The following is a 19,998-nucleotide window of genomic DNA, read 5'->3' on the forward strand; positions in this document are numbered from 1 at the left end:
CGACGGATGCATCTCGATGCGGGGCACATTTCCCAGCTGATCGCGCTCTGCCGCGCCGAGATCAACCGCAATTGCGACCGCCTGTCGGTGCTCGACAGCGCCATCGGCGACGGCGACCACGGCGCCAATATGCGCCGGGGACTGGAGGCGGTGTTCGCCGAGCGCGAGGCCATCGCCGCCCTGCCGCTGCCGGCGGCGCTGGAGCGGATCGGCCTCGTGCTGGTGATGAATATCGGCGGCGCGGCGGGCCCGCTCTATGGCACGCTGCTGATGGAGCTCGGGCGCGGCCTCGCCCCCGATGCTGATGCCGCCGGCTTCGCGGCGACGCTGGAAGCGGCCATCGCCGCCGTCGCCCGTCGCGGGCGTTCGGGTCCCGGCGACAAGACCCTGCTCGACGTGCTCTACCCCGTTCAGGCCGCAATGCGGAAGCGTTCGGCGCCGGAGGCCATCGCCGCCTGTGCCCGCTCCGCCGCCCGCTCGACCGGGCCGATGCAGGCGCGCCGGGGACGCGCGGCCTTTCTCGGGGCCCGCTCCATCGGCCATGAAGATCCCGGCGCGTCGAGCTGCGCGCTGCTGGCCGCCGCCATCTGCGGCTATTTCGCGGAGCATCGCGTGTCATGAGTGCGGGTGTCGCCGGAGAACGCACGGCCAATGTCGGCATCGTCATCGTGTCGCATTCCCCGCTGGTGGCGCGGGGCGCGGCCGACATGGTGCGCCAGATGGTCGGCGACTGCGTGCCGCTCGCCTGGACCGGTGGCAATGCCGAGGGCGGGCTCGGCACTCACGTCGCGGGCATTCAGGCCGCCATCGAGGCCGCCTGGTCGGACGCGGGCGTCGCCATCTTCGTCGATCTCGGCGGCGCCGAGACCAATAGCGAGATGGCGGCCGAGCTGCTGGGCACCGCGCGCGCGGCACGGATCGTCGTGTGCAACGCGCCGCTGGTGGAAGGCGCCGTGGTGGCGGCGGCGGAAGCCTCCTGCGGCTCCAGCCTCGCCAAGGTGGTGGCGACGGCCGAGGAACTGTCACCCTGATGAGCGAGCTCAATTCCCTGCTCCCGCGCGAGCGCTCCGGCAAGAGCTGGCAGACCGAGGTCGAGGTCACCCACGGCACCGGCCTGCATGCGCGCCCCTCCGTCACCTTCACCCGCCTCGCCAAGAGCTTCCCCTGCTCCATCGAGGTCGCGGTCGATGGAGCCGGCGAGTGGCTGAACGGCAAGAGCATCGTGAAGATCATGGGCGCCCGCATCCGCCGGGGCACGCGCCTGCGCATCCGGGCGGAAGGCGCCCGCGCCGAGGAGGCGGTCGTCGCGCTCAGCGAGCTGGTGCGGCGCAATTTCGACGACGACCGCAAGCATGGCCGGGCCGATGGCCGGCCCGTTTAGCGCGCGCCCGCGCGATCGTCGCGGCACGCCCGCCTCGCCGGGCCGCGCGCTGGGGCCGGCCTTCCGCGCGCGCGATCGTGCCGCCGCCGTGGTCGATCCGGCCACCGGCGACGCGGCAGCCTGCCTGAGGGCGGCGGTCGCGCTGGCCGCCGCCGAATTGCGCGCCCTGTCCGCCGGCGCGGATCCGCAGAGCGCCGGCGTGCTGGATTTCCAGATCGAGATGCTGCTGGACGAGGAAATCCTCGTGCCCGCATTGGAGCGCATCAGCAAGGGGGACGGCGCGGCGCTCGCCTGGGCCGGCGCCATGGGCGCCTATATCGACGCCTTCACTGCCAGCGGCCCCGGTGACGATGCCTTCGCGGCACGGGTGGCGGACCTGTCGGATTTGCAGCACCGCGTGCTTGACGCGCTGGCCGGCCGCGCGCGCGCCGACTTTCCCGAAGGCGCGGTCTATGTCGGCGACGACATGGCGCCGAGCCTGTTCCTCGCGCATGACTGGTCGCAGGGCGGCGCCATCGCCTTGTCGGCCGGCAGCGCCATCGGCCATGTCGCCCTGCTGGCCCGCGCGTACGGCGTGCCGATGGTGATCGGCCTCGGGGCCGTCGAGGCGCGCGCGGGGCAGCTCGTCCTGGTCGACGGCGATGCGGGCCTCGTTCGGCTCGACCCCGCCGACGCTCTGGCCATGCCGCCGCCGACGCCCCCGCTCATCTCCATGACCATGCCCCCTGCCGCGTGGGGCGAGGGCAGGACCGGCGACGCGGCCCCGGCGCGACTGTGCGTGAACATCAACACCTTATCAGACCTTGACAATCTCGATCCGGCGAGCGTGGACGGGGTCGGTCTGGTGCGCACCGAATTCCTGTTCGCCTCCGCTGCCGAGGTGTTGTTCGAGGAACGCCATTTCGCCTGCTACCGGCAGATCGTCCATCGCCTGGCGGGACGGCCGGTCACATTGCGCATGCTGGATTTCGGCGGCGACAAGACGCTGCCGGGCATTGCCGAGGGCGGGCCGGCCTCGCTGCTCGGCGAGCGCGGCATCCGCCTCCTGCTGGCGCACCCCGAACTGGCCCGCATCCAGGCGCGGGCTTTGATGCGGGCCGCCGCGCTGGGGCCCGTCAGCGTGCTGCTGCCGATGGTCACGGTTCCCGCCGAACTCGGCGCGATGAACAGTCTGTTCGAGGAAGAAGCGGCGCGCCTCGCCCGCCTCGGGATACCCGCACGCCTGCCGCCGATCGGCATCATGGTGGAGGTGCCGGCCGCGGCGCTGACGCTCGATCAGTTCGGCGCAGCGGCGTTCTTTTCGGTGGGGACCAACGACCTGATGCAGTATCTGTCGGCGGCGGCGCGCGACAACCCCGCCACGGCCCCTCTCAACGCCCAATCGGAGCCCGCCTTGTTCCGTCTGCTGGACCAAGTCTGCGCCGCCGCCCGCGCGCTCGGCACGCCCCTGTCGGTCTGCGGCGACCTCGCCAGCACCCCGCAGGGCCTCGCCCGACTGCTGGCCGCCGGCTTTCGCGACTTCTCGGTGGCCCCCCGACACCTCGCCGCCGTTCGCGCGCAGCTGCATTCCGGCGCCCTCCCGCCCGCACGGACGGAAGGCTGAGCGATGGCGCGCGAACCCGGCGACGAGGCGGTGATCGCCTACAAGACCATCCTTGCCAGCATTCTCGACAACCGCCCCTCCGGCACGCGCCAGCGGCTGGCGACGGCGCTCGGCAAGCACCGCAGCTTCGTCACCCAGGTGACGAGCCCGACCTATGAGACGCCGCTGCCCGCCCGACATCTGCCGACCATCTTCCGGGTCTGCCATTTCAGCCCGGCCGAGCAGGAGCGCTTCCTCGTCGCCTATCAGGCCGCGCATCCCGGAAGGTTGCCGGATGTGGGCGGGGGCGAGAAACTGCGTCCGCTGACGCTGATGGCGCCGGATTTCTGCGACGAGAAGAAAAACCGCCAGTTCGACGACGCCATCGCCGAGCTGGTGCAGAAGATGGCCACGCTGGTGAACGGGGGGGAGTGACGTGAACATGCCGGGCCTCGTGCCGCGCCGCACCGCCGACCTGTCCGCGCGGAGCGCCGGCGGATGAAGAAGATCATGAACGCGCCCGACAGCTTCGTGGCCGAAAGCCTCGAGGGATTCGTGCGCGCGCATGAGGCGACGGTGATGTTCGGCGGCGGGCGCAAATTCATCCGCCGGCGCGATCTTGTGCCGGGCAAGGTCGCGATCATCTCCGGCGGCGGCGCCGGCCATGAGCCGCTGCATTCCGGCTTCATCGGGCGCGGCATGCTGGATGCCGCCTGCACGGGCCATGTCTTCTCCTCGCCCACCCCCGACCAGATCGTCGCGGCGATGGACGAGACCGACACCGGCGCCGGCTGCCTGCTGGTGGTGAAGAATTACGACGGCGACGTGATGAATTTCGAGATGGCGGCGGAGATGGCGGCCGCGCGCCATGCCGTCGAGACCGTGATCGTCGAGGACGACGCCGCCACCGGCCCATCGGTGCGCGGCCGCGGCAGACGGGGCGTCGCCGGGACCGTCGTGTTCGAGAAGCTCATCGGCGCCGCCGCCGAGCGCGGCGCGGACCTCGCCGCGCTGAAGGCGCTCGGGGACGACCTGAATGGCCGCGTCCGCTCCATGGGGGTGGCGTTGCGCGGCGTGACGGTGCCGAATAACACGCGCGAAACCTTCTCGCTCGGCCCGGACGAGATGGAGATCGGCGTCGGCATCCATGGCGAGCCAGGGCTGCACCGGACACCGCTGGCGGGCGCCGACGAGATCGTCCGCCTGCTCGGCGAGCGCATTCTCGCCGAGCTTCCCGCCACCGTGGAAGACGTCACACGGCAATGGCCGCTGCTGCTGGTGAACGGCTTCGGCGGCACCCCCCCGATCGAACTCTACCTGGCGCAGGGCATCGCGCACCGCTTCTTCGAGCAGCACGGCATCGTGCCGGCGCGTGCGCTGACCGGGACCTTCGTCACCTCGCTCGACATGGCGGGGCTGTCGCTGACGCTCGCCCTGCTCAACACCGACCAATTCGAGCTGTGGTGCGCGCCCGTGGCCACGCCCTGCCTCAGCTGGTGAGCCGGCCGACGCGCTGAATTTGCCGACGCGCGACGCACGGCCCTCATTCGCCGAAAGTCGGAACGAGCCGTGCGCCTGGAACAGCGGCGGGCAGCGTCCGACGTGCGAATAGGTTAAAATGCGTATCTGCCGGAAGCCGGACCCGGCGGGATGTTTACATTCCTCCAATGCCAGGGAACACGCGCCGCGACGGCGGCGGCGCGGGAGCGAACATCGGAAGGATCTCATGGCCAAGCCTGCACCGACGACAGGAGCCGTTATCGGCTCGCTCATTCTCATCGGCGGCGTTCTCGCGGTCGGTGCCGGGGCTTTCGCCTATACCGGCGGCTTCCTGACGCCCGACCGCCTGACGCCGACCAAGCTCGTCGCCGCCCTCGCCCCACCCGGCGGACCCGCGCTCGGCCACCGCCGCAACCATGCCAAGGGCATCTGCTTCACTGGCGTTTTCGACTCCAACGGAAAGGGCGCGGCGATTTCCACCGCGCCGATGCTGGCGAGCGGGCAGTTCCCGGCAATGGGACGGTTCAACCTCGGCACGCCCGACCCCAATGCGCCGGATGCTACCGTGCGCGTGCGCGGGCTGGGCCTCGAGATCACCGCTGGCCCCTCGGTATGGCGCGCGGCGATGATCGACCCGCCCTTCTTCCCAGTGTCGACGCCGCAGGCCTTTTACGGTCTGCTGGAGGCTTCGCACAGCAAGGCGCCGGACGCGATGAAGGACTTCATCGCCGCCAATCCGGAATTCGGCACCTTCGCCGGCTGGGCCGGCAGCGCCCCCTGGACCTCGAGCTATGCCGAGGACCCGTTCCACAGCCTCAACGCCTTCATCTTCGTCGATGCCGCAGGCAAGCAGCAGCCGGTGCGCTGGTCCTACCTGCCCGAAGCGCCCGTCGTGCCGACCACGCAGGCGGACCTCGAAAAGCTCGGACCCAACCATCTCGAACAGGAGATCACCGCGCGCGTCGCCAGCGCACCGCAGCGCTGGACGCTGGTACTCACCCTCGCCGATCCGGGCGACCCGACGAATGACCCGAGCAAGGCCTGGCCGGAGGGGCGGCGCACCATCGAGGCCGGCACGCTCATTGTGCAGAAGATCGAGCCCGAGCGCGACGGCCCCTGCCGCGACATCAATTTCGACCCGACCATCCTGCCGGAAGGCATCCGCGTCTCGGACGATCCGTTCCCCGCCGCGCGGTCGGCCGCCTATGCGCGCTCGTACAATCTGCGCACGGCCGAATGGAAGGACTACCCCTACCAGGCCCCCGCCGCCCCCGCCGCGACGACCAGCACCAATCCGTGAGGCCCGCCATGAGCGCAGACATCAAGCACTTCACGGTCCTCCAGCGCACGCTGCACTGGGTCATGGCCGTCTGTATCCTCGCCATGCTGTTCATCGGCGTCGGCATGATCTCCACGGTCATGCCGAAATACGTGCCGCTGCTGGCGACGCACAAGACGCTCGGCATCGCCATCCTGGTGCTGGCGCTGATCCGGCTGGCCGTGCGCTTCATTTATGGCGCACCTCCGCTGCCGGCGGAGATGCCCGAGCCGATGAAGCTCGCCGCGCATCTCTCGCATTACGCGCTCTACGCGCTGATGATCGGCATGCCGCTGATCGGCTGGGCGATGCTGTCGGCCGGCGCCTACCCGATCGTGCTGTATGGCGGCATCACGCTGCCACCGATCCTGCCGCGGAGCGACCAGTTGCACGCGTTGCTGTGGGCCGCGCATTACTATCTCGCCTTCGCCTTCTTCGCGGTGATCCTGATGCACCTCGCGGCGGCGCTGTTCCACGGGCTGATCCGGCGTGACGGCGTGTTCGAGAGCATGGCGCCGGTTCCTGCACGCCCGGACGCCACTCCGGCGGAATGAGCGTCCGGACCGCCGGCACGGATGGAAGGCGGCAGCGCGAGGCCGTATAAGGGGGCGTGCGCCACGCCAGGTGGCGCCCGCGCAATCGGGGCCCCGCATGTCCAAGCTTCTCTCCCTGTCCGGCGGCGCCCGCCGCCTCATCGCCATCCTTTTCCTCTCGATCGGTGCGCTCGGGCTCGCCGGCTGCGGCGTGAACAACATCCCGACGCAGGAGGAGCAGGCCAAGGCGGCCTGGAGCGAGGTGCTGAACCAGTACCAGCGCCGTTCCGAGCTCATTCCCAACCTCGTCGAGACGGTGAAGGGCTACGCGCAGCAGGAGAAGGACGTGCTGACCCAGGTGACGCAGGCGCGCGCCAACGCCACCTCGATCAAGGTCGACGCCTCCACCATCACCGACCCCGAGGCGTTCCAGAAGTTCCAGAACGCGCAGGCCCAGCTCTCCGGCGCGCTCGGCCGGCTCATCGCGGTGGCGGAAGCCTATCCGGACCTGAAATCCAACCAGAACTTCCTCGCCCTGCAGGCGCAGATCGAGGGGACGGAGAACCGCATCGCGGTGGCCCGGCGCGACTACATCGAGGCGGTGCGGGTCTACAATACCGAGTTGCGCACCTTTCCCGGCGTGATCTGGGCCTCGACGCTCTATCGCGGCAACCGCCCGCTGGAGACCTTCACCATCTCCGAACAGCAGATGCAGGTGCCGCAGGTGAAGTTCAACTGACGCCCTGAACCGCACCGGGCACGCGCCATGCGTCTCCTCCCGCTCCGCCAGGCTGGCTTTCGCGCCGGGCTCATCCTGCTGTTCCTCGTCGGCGCGCTGGCCGGGGCCGCGCGAGCGGAGCTCGATTTCCCCGAACTGACCGGCCGCGTGGTCGACGCCGCCGGCATCCTCGACGCCGCCCAGCGCGCGGCGCTCGACACCAAGCTTGCGGCGCAGGAGGCGAGCGTCACCGACCAGTTCGTCGTCGCCACCGTGCCCTCGCTGGACGGCACCTCGGTCGAGGACTACGCGAACCGGCTGTTCCGCCACTGGCAGATCGGCCAGAAGGACAAGGACAACGGCGTCCTGCTGCTGGTCGCGCCGAACGAGCGCAAGGTGCGCATCGAGGTCGGCTACGGGCTGGAGGGCGTGCTGCCCGACGCGGTGGCCAGCACCATCGTCCAGACCGCCATCCTCCCCGCCTTCCGTGCCGGCGACTATCCCGCCGGCATCGACAAGGGCGCGGACGCGATCATCGAGATCCTCAACCTCGACCCGGTCGAGGCGGAGGCGCGTGCCCGGCGGGCCGCTGATCCGCCGCTGACCGCCGAGGACTGGATCGCGCTGCTGTTCTTCGCGGCGATGTTCGTGTTCTTCATCTATGTCTTCTACCGGCAGGTCCGTTATGGCCGCTCGCGCACCGCGCGGCGCGGCAAGGGCGCGGCGGCGGCCGGCGGCGTGTCGAGCTGGGAATGGGGCAGCGGCTCCTCCGGCGGGGGCTGGTCCAGCGGCGGTGGCGGAGGCTGGTCGGGCGGCGGCGGCTCGTCCGGCGGCGGCGGGGCTTCGGGGAGCTGGTGATGGCACGCGAACCCGGCACCGTCCTTTCCGCCGCCGACGAGGCCCGCCTCGCCGAGGCCATCCATCGCGCCGAAGCGGAAACCTCGGGCGAGATCCGCGTGGTCATCTCGACGCGCCCGCTGGTTCCCCATTGGCCCTACGCGCTGATCTGGGCGGCGATCGTCGCCCTCGCTTTGCCCTGGCCCGTGGCCTTCCTCGTGCCGATCAGCGTGCGCGACGTGCTGGCGCTGCAGGCGGGCAGCTTCGTCCTGCTCGGCTCCCTGCTCGCCTTCACCCCACTCGGCGCCCGCTCGGTCCCGCGCGCCGTCCTGCATGCGGCGGCGCGCGGGGCGGCGCTCGACCATTTCCTCGGCTTCGGCATCCACCAGACGCGCGGGCGCACCGGCGTGCTCATCTTCGTCGCCCTGCCCGAGCACCGGGTCGAGGTGGTGGCGGACGAGGCGATCCACGCCAGCGTCGGGCACGAGGCGTGGACCGACATCTGCACCCGCGTTCTCGCCGGCACGCGCGAGGGACACCTCGTCGACGGGCTGGAGGCCGGCATCGCCGAGGCGGGCCGCCTGCTCGCCCAGCATGCCCCGCGCGCGGACGGCGACATCGACGAACTGCCCAACCACATCGTGCTGCTGTGATGTCCCTTCCGGGGGTAGAGGGTTGCGCCGGCAGGTCGCTCGGAGCATAAGCGCGGCAAAGATCTGGAGGAATTCCATGCCGGCCTATCGCTCCCGCACAACCACCCACGGCCGCAACATGGCGGGTGCGCGCGGCCTCTGGCGCGCCACCGGCATGAAGGATGGCGATTTCGGCAAGCCGATCATCGCCGTGGTGAACTCGTTCACCCAGTTCGTGCCCGGTCATGTGCACCTGAAGGACCTCGGCCAGCTGGTGGCGCGCGAGATCGAGGCGGCAGGCGGCGTCGCCAAGGAATTCAACACCATCGCGGTCGATGACGGCATCGCCATGGGCCATGACGGCATGCTCTATTCGCTGCCCTCGCGCGAGCTGATCGCCGACAGCGTGGAGTACATGGTCAACGCGCATTGCGCCGACGCCATGGTCTGCATCTCCAATTGCGACAAGATCACCCCCGGCATGCTGATGGCCTCGCTGCGCCTCAACATCCCGACCGTCTTCGTCTCGGGCGGCCCGATGGAAGCCGGCAAGGTGGTGCTGGGCGGCAAGACCAAGGCGCTCGACCTGGTCGACGCGATGGTCGCCGCCGCCGACGACCGCATCGCCGACGAGGACGTGCAGGCGATCGAGCGCTCGGCCTGCCCGACCTGCGGCTCCTGCTCGGGCATGTTCACCGCCAATTCGATGAACTGCCTCACCGAGGCGCTCGGCCTGTCGCTGCCCGGCAACGGCTCGACGCTGGCGACCCATGGCGACCGCAAGCGCCTCTTCGTCGAGGCCGGCCATCTCATCGTCGATCTCGCCCGCCGCTATTACGAGCAGGACGATGCCGGCGTGCTGCCGCGCACCATCGCCAGCCTCAAAGCCTTCGAGAACGCGATGACGCTCGACATCGCCATGGGCGGCTCGACCAACACCGTGCTGCATTTGCTCGCCGCCGCGCATGAGGGCGAGGTGCCCTTCACCATGGCCGACATCGACCGGCTGTCGCGCCGCGTGCCGGTGCTGTGCAAGGTCGCGCCCGCCATTGCCGACGTGCACATGGAAGACGTCCACCATGCCGGCGGCATCATGGGCATTCTCGGCGAGCTCGACCGCGCCGGCCTCATCGATACCTCGGTCGGCTCGGTGCACGCACCGAGCCTTGCCGCCGCGCTCGACCACTGGGACGTCAAGCGCACCTCCAGCGAGGCGGTGCACGCGTTCTTCAAGGCGGCCCCGGGCGGCGTGCCGACGCAGGTCGCGTTCAGCCAGTCGGCCCGTTATGACGACGTCGACACCAACCGCGAGACCGGCGTGATCCGCGACGCCGCGCACGCCTTCTCCAGGGATGGCGGCCTCGCCGTGCTCTACGGCAACCTCGCGGAGAATGGCTGCATCGTGAAGACGGCGGGCGTCGACGAGAGCATCCTGAAGTTCACCGGCACCGCGACGGTGTTCGAGAGCCAGGACGACGCGGTGTCCGCCATCCTCGGCAACCGGGTGAAGCCGGGGCAGATCGTGCTCATCCGCTATGAAGGACCGCGCGGCGGGCCCGGCATGCAGGAAATGCTCTATCCGACGAGCTACCTGAAGTCGAAGGGCCTCGGCAAGCAGTGCGCCCTCATCACCGACGGGCGCTTCTCCGGCGGCTCCTCGGGCCTGTCCATCGGCCATGTCTCGCCGGAAGCGGCCGAAGGCGGCACGATCGGACTGGTGCATGAGGGCGACACCATCGAAATCGACATCCCCAACCGGCGCATCCATCTCGCGGTCGACGACGCCGTCCTCGCCGCCCGCCGCGAGCAGCAGGAAGCGGCGGGCTGGCAGCCGGCTGCGCCGCGCAAGCGCAACGTGACCACTGCGCTCAAGGCCTATGCCGCCTTCGCCACCTCCGCCGACAAGGGCGCGGTGCGCAAACTGCCCTGATATTTCGCGGGCGGGGCCGCAGGCCCTGCCCGGCTCATTGATCGGCTGAAAAGCCTTAACCCGACGGAGGCGAAAATGGCCGACGAAGACGACGCCTATGTCTATGACGAAGCCACCGGCGAATGGCGCCCGGCCTCCGAACTCGCGGCCGCGCAGACCGCCAAGCCGGAAGTGCGCGACGCCTCCGGCAATGTGCTGGCCGACGGGGACTCGGTCGTCCTCGTCAAGGACCTGAAGGTCAAGGGTGCCGGCCAGACCCTGAAGCAGGGCACGGTGATCAAGACGATCCGCCTGACCGACAATCCCGAAGAGATCGACTGCCGCCACGAGGCCATCAAGGGACTGGTGCTGCGCACCGAATTCGTGCGCAAGCGCGGCTAGCTCACCGTCGGGCCGGTTGCGGCGGCATGGAAGATGACGCCGGCGCGTGGTAACGAGGTGACGTGCCGCGCCGGCACCCATTTTCCAGGGATTGAGCGATGAAGAAGCTCGTTTTGGCCGCTGCCTTCGCGATCGTGCCGTTCACCGTCATGGCCGACAAGATCGATCTCTCGACCACCACCTGCGGGCAGTTCCTCGAGAGCGACAAGACCGAGATGATGCTCACGCTCGCCTGGCTCGACGCCTATTACAAGGACGTCGACGCCCCGCCGGTGATCGACACCGACAAGTTCGTCGCCAATGCCGAGAAGCTCGGCGCCTATTGCGCGGCCAATCCGTCGATCGGCCTCATCACCGCGACGGACGAACTGTTCGACGACTAGGCCGGGTGGACGAAACCCGGCCGCCATTGCGAACAAAACAGGAAACGTGCTCACTGGCGTCCCGTCCGGTCGCCAGAGATTCGTTTGCCGATGCAGCCAGCCGCCTATCTCGACAAGCTCAACCCGCAGCAGCGGCAGGCGGTCGAGCATGGCGTGAAGGGACCCGGCGCGATCGACGCCGGGCCGCTTCTGGTCATCGCCGGCGCGGGCTCGGGCAAGACCAACACGCTGGCCCACCGCGTCGCCCATCTCATCGTCAACGGCGCCGATCCGCGCCGCATCCTGCTGCTCACCTTCTCGCGCCGTGCGGCGGCGGAGATGACGCGGCGCGTCGCGCGCATCGCTGCCCATGTGCTCGGCGCCAATGCCGCCATCCTCACCGAGGGGCTGAGCTGGGCCGGTACCTTCCACGGCATCGGCGCGCGGCTGTTGCGGGATTACGCGCCGCAGATCGGGCTCGACCCCAGCTTCACCATCCATGACCGGGAAGACAGCGCCGACCTGATGAACCTGGTCCGCCACGAGCTGGGTTTCTCCAGGACCGAGAAGCGCTTTCCGACCAAGGGCACGCTGATCGCCATCTATTCGCGCGCAGTCAACGCGCAGCAGCCGCTGGAAGAGGTGATCGGCCGCGCCTTCCCGTGGGTGGCAGGCTGGAGTGGCGAGCTGAAGGCGCTGTTCGCCGCCTATGTCGAGGCCAAGCAGGCGCAGGGCGTGCTCGATTACGACGACCTGCTGCTCTACTGGGCGCAGATGGTGACGGAGCCGGCCATCGCCGCCGACATCGCCGGCCGTTTCGACCATGTGCTGATCGACGAATATCAGGACACCAACCGGCTGCAATCCTCCATCCTGCTCGGGCTGAAGCCGGACGGGCGCGGGCTTACCGTGGTCGGCGACGACGCGCAGTCGATCTATTCCTTCCGCGCCGCGACGGTGCGCAACATCCTCGATTTTCCCGGCCACTTCTCGCCCCGCGCGGACACCATCATGCTGGAGCAGAACTACCGCTCCACGCAGGCCATTCTCGGCGCCGCCAATGCGGTCATCGATTTCGCCGCCGAGCGCTACGCCAAGAACCTGTGGTCCGAGCGCACCTCCAGCGAACGTCCGCTGCTGGTGAGCGTGCGCGACGAGATCGAACAGGCGAACTATGTCGCCACCCGCGTGCTGGAAAACCGCGAGGACGGCATCGCCCTGAAGCAGCAGGCCGTGCTGTTCCGCGCCGCCCATCACAGCGGGCCGCTGGAGGTGGAGCTCACCCGCCGCAACATCCCGTTCGTGAAGTTCGGCGGGCTGAAATTCCTCGATTCCGCCCATGTGAAGGACGTTCTGGCGGTGCTGCGCTTCGTCGAGAATCCGCGCGATCGCGTCGCCGGCTTCCGCGTGCTGAAGCTGCTCAACGGCCTCGGCCCGGCCACTGCCGCGCGCATTCTCGACGCAGTGGCCGGCGCGGACGCGCTGCTCCCGGTGCTGGAAACGGTGACGCCGCCTCCCCGAGCGGCGGAGGAATGGCCCGGCTTTCTCGCCATGGCCCGCGAGCTGAAGGGCAAGTCCGCCGGCTGGCCGGGCGAACTCGACCTTGTGCGGCACTGGTACGAGCCGGTGCTGGAGCGCGTCCACGAGGACGCACAGAGCCGGCAGTCGGATCTCGTCCAGCTTTCCCAGATCGCCGCGACCTATCCCTCGCGCGAGCGCTTCCTCACCGAGCTGACGCTCGATCCGCCGGACGCCACCAGCGACCATGCCGGCCCGCCGCATCTCGACGAGGACTATCTCATCCTCTCCACCATCCATTCCGCCAAGGGGCAGGAATGGAAGTCGGTCTTCGTGCTCAATGCGGTCGATGGCTGCATTCCCATCGACCTCGGCGTCGGCACGCGGGATGAGATCGAGGAAGAGCGGCGCCTGCTCTATGTCGCGATGACGCGGGCGAAGGACAGCCTGCACCTGATGCTGCCGCAGCGCTTCTTCACCCATGGCCAGTCCGCGCGCGGTGATCGGCATGTCTATGCCGCGCGCACCCGCTTCATTCCCCCGCGCATCCTCGGTCATTTCAGCGCGACCGCCTGGCCGCCGGTGACCGCCGCGGAGCCGGCCGTCCGCCCGGCGGAGACGGCGCGTATCGATATCGGCGCGCGGATGCGCGCCATGTGGCGGTAACGAACCGGAGCCAGCTTCAGCGGATGCGCACGCCCGGCCCGTGCTCGCCCGGCGGCAACAGCATGATGCCGGCTTCCTGGAAGGTGCGGATGAGCTGGGATTCGGTGCCGCGGTGCAGCACGTGGCGGTGCCGCTCGAAATCACGAACAGTGCTGCGGGATACCCCGGCGCGAGCCGCCAGGTTCTCTTGCGTCCAATCTAGCAGGCCGCGTGCAGCGCGGCATTGTTCGGGAGCCAATTCCATGGCTTCAGCCTTGCCTCAAGACGCCCAAATCAACCATAATGGGCGAAATCCTGCAAGGCTGGTCCCAAACCCCATTCGGGAGGAACCTGTTACCTATGTCGAATGGCCTGCTCCTCCTCGTCGCGCTTGCCCTGCCCTTCGCAGGTAGCCTGCTGGCGGGGTTCTTGCCGACGCACGCGCGCAACACCGCCGCGACGCTGGCCGGGAGCATCGCCGTCGCGGGCGTGGCCATCACCATCTGGCTTTATCCCGGCATCTCAGCCGGCGTGCCGGTGCGCCTGCGCATCGACTGGCTGCCCATGCTGGGCCTCGACTTCACGCTGCGGATGGACGGGCTGTCCTGGCTGTTCGCGCTGCTGATCTTCGGCATCGGCGCGCTGATCGTGCTCTATGCGCGCTACTACATGTCGGCCGAAGATCCCGTGCCGCGCTTCTTCTCCTTCCTTCTCGCCTTCATGGGCTCGATGGTCGGCGTGGTGGTCTCGGGCAACCTGATCCAGCTCGTCTTCTTCTGGGAGCTGACCAGCCTCTTCTCCTTCCTGCTGATCGGCTATTGGCATCATTCCGCGCAGGCGCGCGACGGTGCGCGCATGGCGCTCACCGTCACCGCAGGCGGCGGGCTGTGCCTGTTCGTCGGCGTGCTCATCATCGGGCGCATCGTCGGCAGCTACGAGATCGACCAGGTGCTGGCGGAGGCCGAACTGATCCGCGACAGCAGCCTCTACACGCTCGCGCTCGTGCTGCTGCTGCTCGGCGCCTTCACCAAGAGCGCGCAGTTCCCGTTCCATTTCTGGCTGCCGCACGCCATGGCGGCGCCGACGCCGGTCTCGGCCTATCTGCACTCGGCGACCATGGTGAAGCTGGGCATCTTCCTGCTCATCCGCATCTGGCCGGCTTTTGCCGGCACCGACACCTGGTTCTACCTCGTCGTGCCGGCCGGCCTCGTCACGCTGCTGCTCGGCGCCTATGCCGCGATCTTCCAGCAGGACCTCAAGGGCCTGCTCGCCTATTCCACCATCAGCCATCTCGGGCTGATCACGCTGCTGCTCGGCCTCGGCTCGCCGCTGGCGGCGGTCGCCGCCGTGTTCCACACGGTGAACCACGCCATCTTCAAGGCGTCGCTGTTCATGGCCGCCGGCATCATCGACCACGAGACCGGCACGCGCGACATAAGACGGCTCAGCGGCCTCTACCGCTACATGCCGTTCACCGCCACGCTCGCCATGGTCGCCGCCGCCGCCATGGCCGGCGTGCCGCTGCTCAACGGCTTCATCTCGAAGGAGATGTTCTTCGCCGAAGCCGTGGCCGACCATACCGGCTCGCTGCTCGACGACAGCCTGCCCTATTGGGCGACGCTGGCCGGCGTGTTCAGCGTCACCTATTCGCTGCGCTTCATCCTCGGTGTGTTCTTCGGCCCGCCGCCGGTCGACCTGCCGCGCAGGCCGCACGAGCCGGCGCACTGGATGCGCTTTCCCATCGAGCTCCTGGTGCTGATCTGCCTGATGATCGGCATCGTGCCGAGCTTCACCGTCGGCCCGCTGCTCGCCACGGCAATGAGCTCGGTGCTGGGCGCCGACATGCCCCATTACGATCTCGCCCTGTGGCACGGCTTCACCCTGCCGCTGTTCATGAGCCTGATCGCGCTGGCGGGCGGCGTCGTGCTCTATTACGCGCTGCGCCGCTATCTCGCGAGCGGCATAGAGGGCCCTCCCCTGATGCGCGAGCTCAAGGGCCAGCGCATCTTCGAGAAGATCCTCACCACCCTGTCGCTGCAATGGGCCCGACAGGCGGAAGCCAAGCTCGGCACCCGCCATCTTCAGCCGCAGATGCGCATCGTCGTCCTGGTGGCCGTGCTCGCCGCGCTGACGCCGATCGCGATCCGCGGCGCCGCGGGCACGGGAACGCTGGCGGGAACGCCGGTGGAACCCGGCTTCGCCCTGCTCTGGGCCATCGGCATCGTCTGCGCGCTCGCCACCGCCAACCAGGCGAAATATCATCGCTTCGCCGCGCTGGTGCTGATGGGCGGCGCCGGCCTGGTCACCTGCATCACCTTCGTCTGGCTGTCGGCGCCCGACCTCGCCGTGACCCAGCTGCTGGTCGAGATCGTCACCACCGTCCTGCTGCTGCTCGGCCTGCGCTGGCTGCCGAAGCGGATCGAGGACGTCTATCCCACGCGCCCGCCGCCCTCGACGCTGCTGCGCCGCTACACCGATCTCAGCATCGCCTGCGCGTTCGGCGGCCTGCTGGCCTTCCTGTCCTACAGCCTGATGACGCGGCCGCTACCGGAAAGCGTCTCGCGCTTCTTCGTCGAGCGCGCCTACACGGAGGGCGGCGGCACCAACATCGTCAACGTCATCCTGGTGGACTTCCGCGGCTTCGACACCATGGGCGAAATCGTGGTGCTGTGCCTTGCCGCGCTCACCGTCTTCGCCCTGCTGCGCCGCTTCCGGCCCGCGCCGGAGAGCGCCGGCACGCCCGAGCAGCAGCGCATCCAGGATGCCTATGACGATGCCGAGCCGAGCCGCAGCCCCGGCGACACTGTCGCCGACTACATGCTGATCCCGCGGCTGGTGATGAACTGGCTGTTCCCGGTCATCGCCGTACTGGCGGTCTATCTGTTCATGCGCGGGCACGACCTGCCGGGCGGCGGCTTCGCGGCCGGCATCACGCTCTCCATCGCCTTCGTGGTGCAGTACATCGCCAGCGGCGCGCGCTGGGTGGAGGATCACCTGCGCGTCTTGCCGCTGCGCTGGATGGGGCTCGGCCTGCTCACCGCCCTTGCCACCGGCACCGGCTCCTGGGCGTTCGGCTACCCGTTCCTCACCTCGCATTTCCGCTATCTGGAGTTGCCTGTCTTCGGCAAGATCCCGCTCGCCAGCGCCTTGCTGTTCGACCTCGGCGTGTTCGCGCTGGTGGTCGGCGCCACCGTGCTGATCCTCATCGCCCTGGCGCACCAGTCGCTGCGCTCGTCGCGCGCCTCGCACGCCGCCGATGGCGGCGAGGGGTGGAGGTGACGGGATGGAGATGATCCTCGCCATCGGCATCGGCGTCTTCGCCGCCTCGGGCGTGTGGCTGCTGCTGCGCCCGCGCACCTATCAGGTCATCATCGGCCTCTCGCTGATCTCCTATGCGGTAAACCTGTTCATCTTCAGCATGGGCCGGGTGCGCATCGACGTGCCGCCGATCCTGAAGCCCGGCACGGCGGGAGACCCCGCGAGGCTCGCGGACCCCATGCCGCAGGCACTGGTGCTCACCGCCATCGTCATCGGCTTCGCCATGACCGCGCTGTTCCTCGTGCTGCTGCTCGCCGCGCGCGGACGCACCGGCACCGACCACGTCGACGGGCGGGAGCAGGACTGATGGGCGCCCATATCCACCATCTCGTCATCGTCCCGATCCTGCTGCCGCTCGCCGTCGGCGCGTTCATGCTGCTGTTCAGCGAACGACGGCGGGCGTTGAAGATGACGCTCAGCCTCGCCACCGTCTTCGCGCTGCTGGCCGTCGCGGTTGCGCTGGTCGCGGTCGCCAGCACGCCACATGACGACCGCTGGTCCTCGATGATCGTCTATCCGCTCGGCAACTGGCCGCCGCCCTTCGGCATCGTGCTGGTGGCGGACCGGCTCTCCGCGCTCATGCTGCTGGTGACCGCCCTGCTCGGCTGCGCCACGCTGGTCTTCGCCATGGCGCGCTGGCACAAGGCCGGGCCGCGCTTCTACACGCTGTTCCTGTTCCTGCTCGCGGGGCTCAACGGCGCCTTCCTCACCGGCGACCTGTTCAACCTGTTCGTGTTCTTCGAGATCCTGCTCGCCGCCTCCTACGGGCTGGTGCTGCACGGCTCCGGCACGGCGCGGGTCAAGGCGGGGCTGCACTACATCCCGATCAACCTCGTCGCCTCCTCGCTCTTCCTGGTCGGCGTCAGCCTGATCTACGGCGTCACCGGCACACTGAACATGGCCGACATCGGCCGCATCGCGCCGACGCTGCCGGGCGATCTGCGCGTGCTGTACGAGGCGGGCGCGGCGGTTCTCGGCATCGCCTTCCTGGTGAAGGCCGGCATGTGGCCGCTCAGCTTCTGGCTGCCGACCACCTACGCCGCCGCCTGCGCGCCGGTCGCCGCCATGTTCGCCATCATGACCAAGGTCGGCGTCTACGTGATCCTGCGGCTGTTCCTGCTGTCCTTCGGCGACGAGGCCGGCGCGTCGGAGGATTTCGGCGCGCTCTGGCTCTATTATGGCGGCATGGCCACGATCGCCTTCGGTGCCATCGGCGTGCTGGCGGCGCCGTCCATGCAGCGCATGGGCGGCTATGCCGTGCTGGTCTCGTCCGGCACGCTGCTGGCGGCCATCGGCACCGGCAACAGCGCGGTGATCTCCGGCGCACTCTATTACCTCGTCGTGTCCACCCTGGCGCTGGGGGCCTATTTCCTGCTCGTCGAGCTCATCGAGCGCGGGCAGGAAGCGGGCGCCGACGTGCTCGCCGTGACGCTCGAAGTGTTCGGCGACCCGGAGGAGGACATCGAGGAGGAGGAGGACGAGGTCGGCGTCGCCATCCCCGCCACCATCGCCGTGCTCGGCGGCGCTTTCCTTGCCTGCACGGCGCTGCTGGCTGGCATGCCGCCGCTCTCCGGCTTCATCGCCAAATTCGCCATGCTCTCGGCGCTGATCAACGAGGGCGGCCGCATCCCGGCGGAGCATTGGGCGCTAGTCGGCCTGCTCATCGCCTCCGGCTTTGCCACGCTCATCGCCATGACCCGCACCGGCATCCGCAATCTGTGGGTGCCGGCGGAAACGGCGATTCCGCGCGTGCGCGCCATAGAGGCGCTGCCTGTGGGGGGGCTGCTGCTGCTCTGCGTGGCGATGACGGTGCTGGGTGGACCGGCCATGCGCTACATGGAGGCAACCGCGCAGGTACTGTACTGGCCGGCCGTCTACGCCAACGACGTGCTCGGCCCGGCAGCGGGAGGCCCGCGATGATCCGGCGCGTGCTGCCCCATCCCTATCTGTTCCTCGCCCTCCTCGTCATGTGGCTGCTGCTGAAGCAGAGCATCGCGCCCGGCACGATCGTCTTCGGCGCGCTGGTGGCGTTCGGCGCCTCCTGGGCGATGGTGGCGCTCGATCCGCCGCCGGTACGGATCCGCAGCTTCAAGGCGGCGGCACGACTGGCGGGGCGGGTTCTCATTGATGTGTTCCGCTCGAACATCGCCGTCGGCCGGATCATCCTGGGCGGCGCCGAGCGGCGCACCCATTCCGGCTTCATGGTGCTGAAGCTCGACCTGAGGGACCGCTACGGCCTCGCCGTGCTGGCCATCATCATGACCTGCACGCCGGGCACCCAATGGGTGCATTACGACCCCGCGCACGGCACGCTGCTGCTGCATGTGCTCGACCTCGTGGACGAGCGCGAATGGGCGACGCTGATCAAGCGGCGCTACGAGGCCCTGCTGAGGGAGATCTTCGAATGAGCGCGCTGATCCTCGGCTGGTCGCTGACCGCGGCGCAGGTCATCCTCGCCATCGCCATGGGCTTCGCGGCGCTCCGCTTCATTCGCGGGCCCCGCGCGCAGGACCGTATCATCGGGCTCGACACCTTCTATGTGAACGCGATGCTCATGCTGATCACCGTCGGCATACGCAGCGGCGCCACGCTGTATTTCGAGGCGGCGCTCATCATCGCCCTGCTCGGCTTCGTCGGTACGGTCGCGATGGCCAAGTTCCTCATGCGCGGCGAGGTGATCGAATGAGCGCCGCGCCGGAACTTCCGCTCTGGGCCTCCCTGACCGTCTCGTTCTTCCTGATCGCGGGTGCTCTGATCGCCCTCACCGGCTCCATCGGCCTGCACCGCCTCCCCGACTTCTACTCCCGCCTGCACGCCCCCTCGCTCGGCGCCACGCTTGGCACCGGCAGCATCCTCATCGGCTCGATCATCTGCTTCAGCGTGTTGCAGACGCGCTTCATGGTGCATGAGGTGTTGATCGCCCTCTTCGTCACCATCACCACGCCGGTGACGATGATGCTTCTCGCCCGCGCCTCGCTTTATCGCGACCGGGTCGAGGGCAATCCCGCCGCGCCGGAGCGCGACCCCGAGCCGACCGAACTCTGACCGGCGTCAGCGGCGGGGATCGTCGGGCGCCTGTGGTGTACCCTCGCGCGAGCCGTCGACAGTCTGCACCGCGTCGCGCGCAAAGCGCCCGCCGGAGCGCTTCTCCGGCTTGCCGTCCTTGGGATGATTGTCGTTGCGGACCTCGCCGAGCGGCGGCCGGCGCGGATCGGACACGGCGGTCGGACGATCCTCCAGCACCGCCTTCACATTGGCCGGGTCGATGACGACGGGGTTCTGGTCGAGCAGGCGTGGGTCGCGCACCATGTCCATTCCTCTTTCGCTGATGTCGAAGAGGCAA

At 69.0% G+C, this 19,998-nt stretch carries 23 protein-coding genes; 21 read left to right on the forward strand and 2 right to left on the reverse strand.

The window, feature by feature from the left end; genetic code table 11:
• Positions 1 to 6 precede the first annotated feature (6 nt).
• From dhaL to ACO2RV_RS19260, 15 genes are all read left to right on the forward strand, one after another.
• A complete protein-coding gene (dhaL, locus tag ACO2RV_RS19190; RefSeq protein WP_423295845.1) occupies positions 7 to 621 on the forward strand; it encodes a dihydroxyacetone kinase subunit DhaL in 615 nt (204 codons plus the stop codon).
• Positions 618 to 1,031, forward strand: coding sequence for a dihydroxyacetone kinase phosphoryl donor subunit DhaM (gene dhaM / locus ACO2RV_RS19195; protein WP_423295846.1), 414 nt, complete (start codon positions 618 to 620; stop codon positions 1,029 to 1,031). Before dhaL ends, dhaM begins: the two co-directional genes overlap by 4 nt.
• Positions 1,031 to 1,381: an HPr family phosphocarrier protein gene (locus ACO2RV_RS19200; RefSeq protein WP_423295847.1), complete on the forward strand. Its 351-nt coding sequence runs from the start codon at positions 1,031 to 1,033 to the stop codon at positions 1,379 to 1,381. Before dhaM ends, ACO2RV_RS19200 begins: the two co-directional genes overlap by 1 nt.
• Positions 1,353 to 2,984, forward strand: a complete 1,632-nt coding sequence (locus ACO2RV_RS19205; protein WP_423295848.1) for a putative PEP-binding protein — start codon at positions 1,353 to 1,355, stop codon at positions 2,982 to 2,984. Before ACO2RV_RS19200 ends, ACO2RV_RS19205 begins: the two co-directional genes overlap by 29 nt.
• Positions 2,985 to 2,987: 3 nt before the next feature.
• Positions 2,988 to 3,398: a hypothetical protein gene (locus ACO2RV_RS19210; RefSeq protein WP_423295849.1), complete on the forward strand. Its 411-nt coding sequence runs from the start codon at positions 2,988 to 2,990 to the stop codon at positions 3,396 to 3,398.
• 63 nt (positions 3,399 to 3,461) lie between these two features.
• Positions 3,462 to 4,463 carry a dihydroxyacetone kinase subunit DhaK gene (locus ACO2RV_RS19215; RefSeq protein ID WP_423295850.1) on the forward strand — a complete coding sequence of 334 codons (1,002 nt, stop codon included), beginning with the start codon at positions 3,462 to 3,464 and terminating at the stop codon, positions 4,461 to 4,463.
• Positions 4,464 to 4,689: 226 nt separating this feature from the next.
• On the forward strand, positions 4,690 to 5,763 hold the full coding sequence (locus ACO2RV_RS19220) for a catalase family peroxidase (RefSeq protein WP_423295851.1): 1,074 nt from the start codon (positions 4,690 to 4,692) through the stop codon (positions 5,761 to 5,763).
• An 8-nt stretch (positions 5,764 to 5,771) separates the two neighbouring features.
• Positions 5,772 to 6,335 (forward strand): cytochrome b, encoded by a 564-nt coding sequence (locus ACO2RV_RS19225; RefSeq protein WP_423295852.1) that lies wholly within the window; start codon positions 5,772 to 5,774, stop codon positions 6,333 to 6,335.
• A gap of 97 nt (positions 6,336 to 6,432) precedes the next feature.
• Positions 6,433 to 7,053, forward strand: coding sequence for a LemA family protein (locus ACO2RV_RS19230; RefSeq protein ID WP_423295853.1), 621 nt, complete (start codon positions 6,433 to 6,435; stop codon positions 7,051 to 7,053).
• A 27-nt stretch (positions 7,054 to 7,080) separates the two neighbouring features.
• Positions 7,081 to 7,890 (forward strand): TPM domain-containing protein, encoded by an 810-nt coding sequence (locus ACO2RV_RS19235; RefSeq protein ID WP_423295854.1) that lies wholly within the window; start codon positions 7,081 to 7,083, stop codon positions 7,888 to 7,890.
• The gene (locus ACO2RV_RS19240) at positions 7,890 to 8,522 is read left to right on the forward strand and encodes a TPM domain-containing protein (protein WP_423295855.1); all 633 of its coding nucleotides are present in this window, start codon (positions 7,890 to 7,892) and stop codon (positions 8,520 to 8,522) included. The genes ACO2RV_RS19235 and ACO2RV_RS19240 overlap by 1 nt, the downstream gene beginning before the upstream one ends.
• Positions 8,523 to 8,598: 76 nt before the next feature.
• Positions 8,599 to 10,431: a dihydroxy-acid dehydratase gene (gene ilvD, locus ACO2RV_RS19245; protein ID WP_423295856.1), complete on the forward strand. Its 1,833-nt coding sequence runs from the start codon at positions 8,599 to 8,601 to the stop codon at positions 10,429 to 10,431.
• Positions 10,432 to 10,506: 75 nt separating this feature from the next.
• On the forward strand, positions 10,507 to 10,812 hold the full coding sequence (locus ACO2RV_RS19250) for an alkylphosphonate utilization protein (protein ID WP_423295857.1): 306 nt from the start codon (positions 10,507 to 10,509) through the stop codon (positions 10,810 to 10,812).
• A 98-nt stretch (positions 10,813 to 10,910) separates the two neighbouring features.
• Positions 10,911 to 11,195, forward strand: coding sequence for an HdeA/HdeB family chaperone (locus ACO2RV_RS19255; protein WP_423295858.1), 285 nt, complete (start codon positions 10,911 to 10,913; stop codon positions 11,193 to 11,195).
• Positions 11,196 to 11,285: 90 nt separating this feature from the next.
• On the forward strand, positions 11,286 to 13,358 hold the full coding sequence (locus ACO2RV_RS19260) for an ATP-dependent helicase (protein ID WP_423295859.1): 2,073 nt from the start codon (positions 11,286 to 11,288) through the stop codon (positions 13,356 to 13,358).
• 16 nt (positions 13,359 to 13,374) lie between these two features.
• On the opposite strand, the gene ACO2RV_RS19265 is transcribed toward ACO2RV_RS19260, so the two are convergent.
• The gene (locus tag ACO2RV_RS19265) at positions 13,375 to 13,602 is read right to left on the reverse strand and encodes a helix-turn-helix domain-containing protein (RefSeq protein WP_423295860.1); all 228 of its coding nucleotides are present in this window, start codon (positions 13,600 to 13,602) and stop codon (positions 13,375 to 13,377) included.
• Positions 13,603 to 13,697: 95 nt separating this feature from the next.
• Here ACO2RV_RS19265 and ACO2RV_RS19270 point away from each other — a divergent pair, with 95 nt between their 5' ends.
• Genes ACO2RV_RS19270 through mnhG form a run of 6 tightly spaced genes read left to right on the forward strand, consistent with a single transcriptional unit; the run spans position 13,698 to position 19,700 of the window.
• A complete protein-coding gene (locus tag ACO2RV_RS19270) occupies positions 13,698 to 16,616 on the forward strand; it encodes a monovalent cation/H+ antiporter subunit A (RefSeq protein ID WP_423295861.1) in 2,919 nt (972 codons plus the stop codon).
• Between the two features lie 4 nt (positions 16,617 to 16,620).
• On the forward strand, positions 16,621 to 16,962 hold the full coding sequence (locus ACO2RV_RS19275; protein WP_423295862.1) for a Na+/H+ antiporter subunit C: 342 nt from the start codon (positions 16,621 to 16,623) through the stop codon (positions 16,960 to 16,962).
• Positions 16,962 to 18,575 carry a monovalent cation/H+ antiporter subunit D gene (locus ACO2RV_RS19280; protein ID WP_423295863.1) on the forward strand — a complete coding sequence of 538 codons (1,614 nt, stop codon included), beginning with the start codon at positions 16,962 to 16,964 and terminating at the stop codon, positions 18,573 to 18,575. Before ACO2RV_RS19275 ends, ACO2RV_RS19280 begins: the two co-directional genes overlap by 1 nt.
• Positions 18,572 to 19,063, forward strand: coding sequence for a Na+/H+ antiporter subunit E (locus tag ACO2RV_RS19285; RefSeq protein WP_423295864.1), 492 nt, complete (start codon positions 18,572 to 18,574; stop codon positions 19,061 to 19,063). Before ACO2RV_RS19280 ends, ACO2RV_RS19285 begins: the two co-directional genes overlap by 4 nt.
• Complete coding sequence (locus ACO2RV_RS19290; protein ID WP_423295865.1) at positions 19,060 to 19,341, forward strand: K+/H+ antiporter subunit F; 282 nt, start codon at positions 19,060 to 19,062, stop codon at positions 19,339 to 19,341. The genes ACO2RV_RS19285 and ACO2RV_RS19290 overlap by 4 nt, the downstream gene beginning before the upstream one ends.
• Complete coding sequence (gene mnhG, locus ACO2RV_RS19295) at positions 19,338 to 19,700, forward strand: monovalent cation/H(+) antiporter subunit G (RefSeq protein ID WP_423295866.1); 363 nt, start codon at positions 19,338 to 19,340, stop codon at positions 19,698 to 19,700. Before ACO2RV_RS19290 ends, mnhG begins: the two co-directional genes overlap by 4 nt.
• Before the next feature lie 6 nt (positions 19,701 to 19,706).
• Here mnhG and ACO2RV_RS19300 read toward each other — a convergent pair whose 3' ends face one another.
• Positions 19,707 to 19,964 (reverse strand): hypothetical protein, encoded by a 258-nt coding sequence (locus ACO2RV_RS19300; RefSeq protein ID WP_423295867.1) that lies wholly within the window; start codon positions 19,962 to 19,964, stop codon positions 19,707 to 19,709.
• Positions 19,965 to 19,998 lie beyond the last annotated feature (34 nt).

This window comes from Ancylobacter sp. VNQ12 (assembly GCF_049445835.1).
Lineage (GTDB): Bacteria > Pseudomonadota > Alphaproteobacteria > Rhizobiales > Xanthobacteraceae > Ancylobacter.